Annotated in this window: 11 protein-coding genes; 9 read left to right on the forward strand and 2 right to left on the reverse strand. The window is 31.3% G+C overall.

Annotation, left to right across the window (positions count from 1 at the left end):
* Nucleotides 1-247: hypothetical protein (locus tag KA814_RS13180; protein ID WP_210122785.1), on the reverse strand; the 247-nt coding region annotated here is incomplete at its 3' end.
* Nucleotides 248-741: 494 nt separating this feature from the next.
* Between KA814_RS13180 and KA814_RS13185 the strand changes: the two genes are divergently transcribed.
* The 9 genes from KA814_RS13185 (at nucleotide 742) to KA814_RS13225 (ending at nucleotide 7,125) form a co-directional block, all read left to right on the forward strand.
* Nucleotides 742-1,263, forward strand: coding sequence for a transposase (locus tag KA814_RS13185; RefSeq protein WP_210122786.1), 522 nt, complete (start codon nucleotides 742-744; stop codon nucleotides 1,261-1,263).
* Nucleotides 1,247-1,435 carry a helix-turn-helix domain-containing protein gene (locus tag KA814_RS13190; RefSeq protein ID WP_210122787.1) on the forward strand — a complete coding sequence of 63 codons (189 nt, stop codon included), beginning with the start codon at nucleotides 1,247-1,249 and terminating at the stop codon, nucleotides 1,433-1,435. The genes KA814_RS13185 and KA814_RS13190 overlap by 17 nt, the downstream gene beginning before the upstream one ends.
* 2 nt (nucleotides 1,436-1,437) lie before the next feature.
* Nucleotides 1,438-2,145: a hypothetical protein gene (locus KA814_RS13195; RefSeq protein WP_210122788.1), complete on the forward strand. Its 708-nt coding sequence runs from the start codon at nucleotides 1,438-1,440 to the stop codon at nucleotides 2,143-2,145.
* A gap of 201 nt (nucleotides 2,146-2,346) precedes the next feature.
* Nucleotides 2,347-2,658, forward strand: a complete 312-nt coding sequence (locus KA814_RS13200) for a hypothetical protein (RefSeq protein ID WP_210122789.1) — start codon at nucleotides 2,347-2,349, stop codon at nucleotides 2,656-2,658.
* 14 nt (nucleotides 2,659-2,672) lie between these two features.
* Nucleotides 2,673-2,903, forward strand: coding sequence for a hypothetical protein (locus KA814_RS13205; RefSeq protein WP_210122790.1), 231 nt, complete (start codon nucleotides 2,673-2,675; stop codon nucleotides 2,901-2,903).
* Between the two features lie 375 nt (nucleotides 2,904-3,278).
* Nucleotides 3,279-4,193 carry an exonuclease domain-containing protein gene (locus KA814_RS13210; RefSeq protein ID WP_210122791.1) on the forward strand — a complete coding sequence of 305 codons (915 nt, stop codon included), beginning with the start codon at nucleotides 3,279-3,281 and terminating at the stop codon, nucleotides 4,191-4,193.
* A gap of 1 nt (nucleotide 4,194) precedes the next feature.
* Nucleotides 4,195-4,542 carry a hypothetical protein gene (locus KA814_RS13215; protein WP_210122792.1) on the forward strand — a complete coding sequence of 116 codons (348 nt, stop codon included), beginning with the start codon at nucleotides 4,195-4,197 and terminating at the stop codon, nucleotides 4,540-4,542.
* A gap of 753 nt (nucleotides 4,543-5,295) precedes the next feature.
* Entirely contained in the window at nucleotides 5,296-5,517 is a 222-nt protein-coding gene (locus tag KA814_RS13220; protein ID WP_210122793.1) for a hypothetical protein, read from the forward strand.
* Between the two features lie 117 nt (nucleotides 5,518-5,634).
* Nucleotides 5,635-7,125 carry a TOTE conflict system archaeo-eukaryotic primase domain-containing protein gene (locus tag KA814_RS13225; protein ID WP_210122794.1) on the forward strand — a complete coding sequence of 497 codons (1,491 nt, stop codon included), beginning with the start codon at nucleotides 5,635-5,637 and terminating at the stop codon, nucleotides 7,123-7,125.
* 461 nt (nucleotides 7,126-7,586) lie between these two features.
* On the opposite strand, the gene KA814_RS13230 is transcribed toward KA814_RS13225, so the two are convergent.
* On the reverse strand, nucleotides 7,587-7,939 hold a 353-nt coding region (locus tag KA814_RS13230), incomplete at its 5' end, for an SH3 domain-containing protein (RefSeq protein ID WP_210122795.1).

Genomic DNA, 7,939 nt, shown 5'->3' on the forward strand with positions numbered 1-7,939 from the left:
TACCTTGTTCAAACTTCACAATAGTATAATGCAATGCTTGTTTCATTGTGCCACCTACTAGCTTAAAGCGTTCCATTGCCTCACTAATTAGTTGTAAATCATATTTAGTAAATCTTCTTGCGTTATCTACTTTTTTAAACTCATATCCCATAGCTTCCATAGTTTGTGCATACAATCTCATAGACGATACAGAGATTTTTAAGAGTTGGCTTGCATTTTTTGTACTTAATTCGTTGGTCTGTTGCATTTAATTGCACCTCAATTCCTTTAATAACAGTGTTTGTTTATGTTTATCGACAAAGATATAGTTTGTTGACTTTGAGGCGTTATTGCGCAGGTCTAATGTTATGTAAGATGCATCAATATTGGGTTTGTTGCCCCTAATAATATTGCCGATAATCGCTATTAAGATAGTACCATAAAACCTAGTTAATACCTATATATTAGTAGTGGAATATGTTATAATTAAAGCACTAAAAGTATTGGCATAAAGGTATTTATTAAGGGTTTTATATTGATTGAAAAGATAAAAAAATTGAGAGAATTATATATATATGAATAGCAAAAAATCATAAGGCAACAAAAGTGCAACAAACTTATAGTCACAGACACTTTTGTCTGTAACTTATAAAAGAGAAGAAATTACAGCTACATTTTTGGTTTCTGAAAAAAGAGGAACCAATAATTTAGGAATAAATACATATACAGTAACGTGTGTTAATCATTAGGAGGTATGTATTTATGGAAAATAACAAAGAAAAAAGAGGGGCTAAACCCAAAGTAGATGAATGGTTAAATGATAACGGATTGACTTTGCTTAATGGTTGGGCAAGGCAAGGACTAAGTAATACACAAATAGCGAATAACATGGGCATACATGAAACTACATTTTATCGTTGGAAGTCTGAGTATGAAGATATTTGCAAGGCTATAAAAAAGGGCAAAGAGGTCGTTGATTTCGAAGTAGAAAACGCATTGCTCAAACGTGCATTAGGATATGAGAGAGAAAAGACACGTACATATCTAAAGGACGACGGCACAGGACATAAGACAAAGCACATTGAAGTCACTAAGGAACATGTGCCACCAGATCCAACAGCTATGATTTTTTGGTTGAAAAACCGTAAGCCTAATGAATGGAATGAACGGCACAATATCAATCACACTGGCAATATTAATTACAGACCGGACTTTTCAAACATCACAACCGATGAACTGAAACGTATTGCTAATGGTGGTGGTACAAATGAAAAAGGAACTTGAAGTTTACACTGTAAATGATGTAGCACAGTCACTGGGTATGAACATAGAAACAATCAGAGAGTATATAAAGCGTGGAGAACTCAAAGCGAGTAAAGTCGGAAGAAAATACATTATCACAATGGATAATTACAGAGATTTTATTAAATCAAATGAATTACAAAGGGAGTGCTAAATATGGCAGATATTCAAGGTTTACGCAGAGATATAAACACTATCACAGAGCGTGCTGATAATATGATTGCTTTTGATAAACAAAAAGAATTTACAGAGGGTATAGAGAACATTAAATCTACCTATGGAAGTACGTACACAACAGATGCATTGAATGAAATGATAAACGAATACAAGCAGAAAAAATTTGATGAAACAATAAAAGAACTTAATGAATTTGATGAAAAATCTAAACAGTTATTAGAACAAGCTCATAAACGTGTTAGCCGTGTCGAAAGTGAAGTATCAATGTCGATTGATCCACAATCACAATATGAGTTAGAAAAACATAATTACATATTGAACAAATTACAAAATGAATTATCAAATACATTCACAGGAAGAAATCCTCACACACAGGAATTAGACGAGGTAATTAATCAAGCACAACATGATAAACTATATGCAAATGCATTATTGCAAACACGTAATTTATTAATTAGAAACATAAATGATAATGAAAACATGGACGTAACAGAAAAAGAAGTATTTAAAAACCATGTGAACAGAAAACTAACTGATATTAAAAATAATATATTGCCGAAAGAATATAACGAGTTACAAGACTTAAAAGAAAAGTTAGGTAATAATCAAAGTGCTTCTAAGAACAAAACTCATATGTTTAAGTTTGTTTTAGGTATGAATAACGAGCCATTAGCAAAAGCTGAATAACAAGGACGCTGACAGAACGATTTATGAGCATTGAGTTGCGTAAATCATGCACTGTTACAAGTCATTGCAAAACATCAATCTATTAAATTAGGTTGGTGTTTTTTTAAATGCATTTATAAAAAAATTCGATTGGGTAGTTGGGTTATGTTACTATCACATCAATAATTAATATCAAAATTAAAATAAAGGGGGGGCAGAAATATGATAAGTGATTTTTTAGACGATTATATATTTAACCCAATAAAAGAATTTTTTGCTTTTATAATTTACTGGGCAGGGTGGTTTATTATAATTCCGTTAGCAATTTGGGGCTTATACATACTCATACGTAAGTTATATGACAACGTAACAATGAGAAATTGGTGGCTAGTAGCTTTACAAGTAATATTAGTAGCGTGCCTTGTGTATATATCGTGGCATTTATTTTTCGGCTTTCTTAATGCTGGAATTTCAATAGATCCAGACAGACCAACAGGAATAGAAAAAGCTATTCAAGATGTAGGAAAAGATTAGAAAGGAAGATAAACATGATTAATTTTGAAACATACAAAGATAGTTTAAATAATCACATAACATACTTTGAAAAGCATTATAGTAACGATGAGAAAGACAAACAGGAAGTACAGTGGATACAACGTGATTTAGGTTATAAATTAGACAAGATACTTGAACATTATGATGTTATGGAGAAAGACGATATTAAGTGTTTATTGACTAAGATAGCGAAGATTAATCGTTTAATGGGAAATGCTAAGTAATGCATAGATTTTGTATAAGTAACTTCCGATAAGCTACATTATGTAAACTGTACTATACAAATGACCCTTTGCTATCAGTGGTTTTAAAGTGTTCGTATCTAAAATCCCGTATACATAAAATATACAATCGCATAACAGCGCCGTTTTTCATGTTCGGTATACACTTGTGTATTCAATATTTATTCATTTTCAAGTACCGTCTTGAGTAGTTATAAATACAATAGAATAACATTGTAAGAATTTCAATATTAATCTATTTTAGAAATGTTGAGTTAATTCATAGTAAAGGTAATTAATAAAAAATTAATTGCCTTTTTTTTGTTTGAACATAGTATTATATAAACAAACTAGTGATTATCTATTAAGGGGGATATTATGGATTTTGTAGCTATTGATTTAGAAACAGCAAATAATGATAGAAGTTCTATTTGTGCAATGGGAATGGTTAAGGTAAAAGGTAATGAAATTGTAGATACATATTATACATTAGTGGATCCAGAAACTTATTTTGATGGATTTAACGTTATGATTCACGGTATTGATGAAGATGATGTAGTAGACAGTCCAACTTTTGAAAATATTTATAATGATATTACTAATTTTGCTAAAGATTATAATCTTGTTGCGCATTCAACAAGATTTGATATGTATGCTTTAGCTGATTGCATGGCAAAATATGATTTGCCAATTTGGGATAATAACTATTTTTGCTCACACCGTATTAGTCAGGAGTTAAGAAAAGGTTTAGCAAGCTATCGTTTGAACGATTTAGTTTTTCAATTTGAGTTAAATTCATTTGAACATCACAACGCCTTAGAAGATGCTAAAGCAAGTGCAAATATAATTACTTACTTTAATCATAATAACGAGTTAGAATCAATAGAATTATTTTGTGATACTCATGATTTTAAAATGGGAAAACTGAATAAGAATGGTTTTGTTAAACGAAAACACTCAAAAGCAACTGAAATAGCGTTAGACTATAGTAATATTAATCCTCAAGAAGATAGTATCTTTTTTGATAAGACTATTTGTTTTACTGGGAAACTACAAAAATATACTAGAAAAGAGGTTGCGCAAGTTGTTACAAATATTGGGGCAAACTGGGTGGATAGAGTTACAGAAAATGTAGATTATTTAGTTATAGGAAACTTAGAAAATTTAGAAAAAGCAACTGGATATAAAGAATCTAGTAAGATAAAAAAAGCGAAGATAAATGCAGATAAGGGATTACCTATTCAAATCCTTAGTGAATTAGAATTTTATCAAGAAATGGAAAGTGGAGAATAATATGAAAAAAGTTATAACGAAAAAACATGTTTTTTTAGTTGATGAAGTAGAATCAAATGGAAATGATGATTGTATTTATGGGCAAAGCTTACTGTTATCTATATATGTACATGTTAATACAAAAACTAATGGGAAAACGGGGAGTTTTATTTATTCTGAATCTATTGGACGTATCGTCAGACATGAAGATGTAGTATCTATAGAAGATCCAACATATAATGAAATAGAGTTTTATAAGTACATAAAAGAACATAAAGAAATACCATACTCTAAAAGAATAGTAGAAGAGTATAATTTAGAAAAGTACATAATATATGTTGATGTACAACCCAAAGCTAACGAAATGTAAAATAAATGATAATCACATCAAACAAAAAGCACCTAACCTTAATTGGTCGGGTGCTTTTTTGTATACAAGGCAAGAAAAGATAAGCTGGGACTTAACTTTTAATATCTGAAACGTAAGCAGTTTAGCAAATTCGTAAGTATAGTATATAACACATATTTATTAGAAACAAACACATTAAGAAGTATATATGTGTTTGTGTTGGCTTATTAGACACTCATATTCGTTAATAATTTAAGTTTAGGTATAAAACATCACAAATAGCATAAATACTTATATACGCTCTCTAAATGCAAAGTAAACGTATAACTGTTTTTGGCTTTGTAAATGTTAGGGATAATCAGAGAACTCACATTTGAGCTTTCTAAAATTTGTTCTAAATCTCTAATCACTACGCAAATCTGCGCCGTGAGATTTTAAGATATTATCTTTATATTGATGTGGAATGAATAGAGCCGAAATCTCGACCCGTTAAAATTAAATACAGACAGATGTGCATAAAAACGTAACTTGAGTTAGTCAATGCTATATTAGTTATGTAATCCAATATGAGAGGAGGACAAATCTTATGCAAATGCACAGTATAGAAAGATATGTATTGATTGAGAGAGGGCAAAGCCTTGTATGTGTATGCTTAACGGACAGTAAGAAAACATTTATAGTATAACAATATCCATACCCCTACCCCTAAACTGTTGTTATTCACATTTAATTCATGTATTATAGAAATATATTAAGTTATTGGAGGTGGTAAATATGACAGTGGCAACCAAACAGGAAAGAGCAAAACGTAATACTGAAATTCGTAAGAGATTAGTCAAGTATTGGCATGATAACTATCAACCTAAATACAGCCTCATTGCAGAAGAGATTGAAGTAGATTACACAAACTTACGACGTTACGCTGTTAATCGTCACAACTTTGGAACAGAAAACCTAGATAAGATTGAGAAGTTTTTAATAAAACAAGGTTATTAGTTAGAACGCAATTATATAATTTTTTTATGCATATGTACAAAACGTAACATAAAGTACTATGTATTATATTTATTTATCCCTCTAGGGATTATTACAACTATAGCAAAGGAGTTCTCTATGGCACAGGTTACAGATATTACACTTGTGCAAGCCTTTGAGAAGTTGTTTATTAGTAGTAAACAGAAACGTATCGAACAGCAAAGCGATGGCAGTTATTATGTTAAGCATAATGGTTTAGCACGTAGTCATTTGATTAGCCATTTACAAGGTACTAAAACTATTGGCATATTCAGTGGCGATGTCTATTCTAAGTATTTATGTTTTGATATTGATACTGGATCATATAGTAAAGCACAAGCACGTAATGATGTGCGTGTGTTGGTCTGGTCGTTAATTAGTGAGTTTGATATTTCAAAAGAGTATATAACCGTTGCTGATAGTGGCAACAAAGGTTATCACGTTTATTTATTCTTTGATGATGTGATACACGTTGAATACTTACGTGCGTTCTATCGTGAAGTATTAGAGAGAACAGGTTATAGCACATCAGATATTGAGTTTCGACCTACAGCAACACAGGGCGTAAAGCTACCATTGGGTATACATCAAAAGACTAGTAAACGTTGCTATTTTGTTGATTATTTTAGTCCTAAATTTAAAGCACTTAATAATAATAACATTCATAATATTAAACAACTTGATACAGTTAGATTTAAAACTAAAAACAACCTTAAAGACTTGTACGAGATACAAGCAGAAGAAATATATCATCAGTTGTGCAAATTCTTAACTAAAGATGAGGCACGTACATTTACGGGCGTAGTTAATATGCTTGATTTAACAGAAAAACAAATAGAACATGCTGAAACAGATATTATCAAAATGTTACAAGATAAAACGTTGATATATCCCGACACACGCAATAAGTACACACTACTAATTGCTATTTATTTAAAAGGGCAAGGTAATGAGCCATATTACGTTGAGCAAATCATTAATGAAATCATGCTAAATAGTAAACGTAATTATAATAGACTTGTTAGCTCATCAGAACGTCACATAGAGCGTGAAACAAAGAAAATTGTTAAGTATGTATTCAATACATCAATTGGACTTAAAAATGGTAACACAACTATTGAGCTATATGCTGATGAGATTAAAGACGTATTGGCACTAAAGAATATGAGGTTAATGCAATTGTATTTATCAATGCTAATACATGCTAAAAGGCATCAACCTATTGGTTCAAACAGCTTTTATATGGCGTATTCGACAATGGCAGATTATGGCAACCCAGCAAACAGAAGTACATTACGTAAATACATTCATCAATTAGAGGAATTGGGACGAATTGGCGTTGTTGCTAGTAATGTTATTGACCCGATACGTAGTGAAGTAGAGGGATATAGTTACAAAAAACCTAACGTTTATCACATAAAAAAAAGCTTTAACCAAAACTCCCGACAAAAAGTTTTAGTTAAAGCAGACGTGACAAGCGTCAATATAAACGATATTTTAATTAAGGCATATCGCGATAACGTCATTGGCATTGACGAAATCAAGCAATTACCTAGACGACAATTTGATAAATTCAAGCAATCACTGTAAAAGGTGGTTGCTTTTTTATTAGATACGTTTCCGTATATACAAGTCCTATTGTATAGTGTGATTTACATAGTTGCAAGTAGATAATGCTAATAATGATTTTATTAATCACTACAAACATTGTCATAGCAACGTTTATTTAGGTTGTGTAACCTTTCTTATTTGAGTGATACGGTTATGCATTTCATATTGCAGACGTTCAATGCGTGCGATAGATACATAGAACATGTGAATACTCCTAACTTGTATGCGTTTTATATACAAGTGAATTATAGCATATATGCAGTTGTCAGGCTATTTGCAAAGCACATACACAATTATGTGTATATGGTCATTTTTGACTACGTACTTCACTATGAAAATATTCAGACTGAGCCAGTATTTCGGTTGAGCTGTTAGTCTTTTTTGACTAATAGTTATAAAATCGTTATTTTCTTCAAAACGTAATGCGCTCAAAATTAAGCTTATTTATCTTTCTTCCACTTTCTAAATTCCCACATACTCATTTTATGGAACTGATCCATATCAGAACGAAGTTTTTCGTTTTCTTGTTTCAATTCATCAGAAGTACGTTTTATTTCGTCATATAAAGCTCTCAGACGTTCGTTTTCTTCCTTGAGAGTGTTTATATCTTCGCTATCATTTGTGTTCCCTACAACGTCCCTAAGTGCATCGAGCAATTCGTTTTTATTACTCTCTAACTTGTACTCAAAGTTTGAATTGATTTGCTTAACCATGTTGTTTTGCAATTCTTGTAAATCTGTAGGCGTACTGTCCTTTTCAGTTACAGGCGTAGGGATAGCATCGGCTACCTCTT

The sequence above is a fragment of the Staphylococcus sp. GDY8P196P genome, from assembly GCF_017891705.1.
Taxonomy (GTDB): Bacteria; Bacillota; Bacilli; order Staphylococcales; family Staphylococcaceae; genus Staphylococcus; species Staphylococcus ureilyticus.

What these genes read in the sequence shown, in the direction of transcription:
- KA814_RS13185 (WP_210122786.1), top strand. Translation starts at nt 742, where the DNA reads ATGGAAAATAACAAAGAAAAAAGAGGGGCTAAACCCAAAGTAGATGAA.
- KA814_RS13190 (WP_210122787.1), top strand. Translation starts at nt 1,247, where the DNA reads ATGAAAAAGGAACTTGAAGTTTACACTGTAAATGATGTAGCACAGTCA.
- KA814_RS13195 (WP_210122788.1), top strand. Translation starts at nt 1,438, where the DNA reads ATGGCAGATATTCAAGGTTTACGCAGAGATATAAACACTATCACAGAG.
- KA814_RS13200 (WP_210122789.1), top strand. Translation starts at nt 2,347, where the DNA reads ATGATAAGTGATTTTTTAGACGATTATATATTTAACCCAATAAAAGAA.
- KA814_RS13205 (WP_210122790.1), top strand. Translation starts at nt 2,673, where the DNA reads ATGATTAATTTTGAAACATACAAAGATAGTTTAAATAATCACATAACA.
- KA814_RS13210 (WP_210122791.1), top strand. Translation starts at nt 3,279, where the DNA reads ATGGATTTTGTAGCTATTGATTTAGAAACAGCAAATAATGATAGAAGT.
- KA814_RS13215 (WP_210122792.1), top strand. Translation starts at nt 4,195, where the DNA reads ATGAAAAAAGTTATAACGAAAAAACATGTTTTTTTAGTTGATGAAGTA.
- KA814_RS13220 (WP_210122793.1), top strand. Translation starts at nt 5,296, where the DNA reads ATGACAGTGGCAACCAAACAGGAAAGAGCAAAACGTAATACTGAAATT.
- KA814_RS13225 (WP_210122794.1), top strand. Translation starts at nt 5,635, where the DNA reads ATGGCACAGGTTACAGATATTACACTTGTGCAAGCCTTTGAGAAGTTG.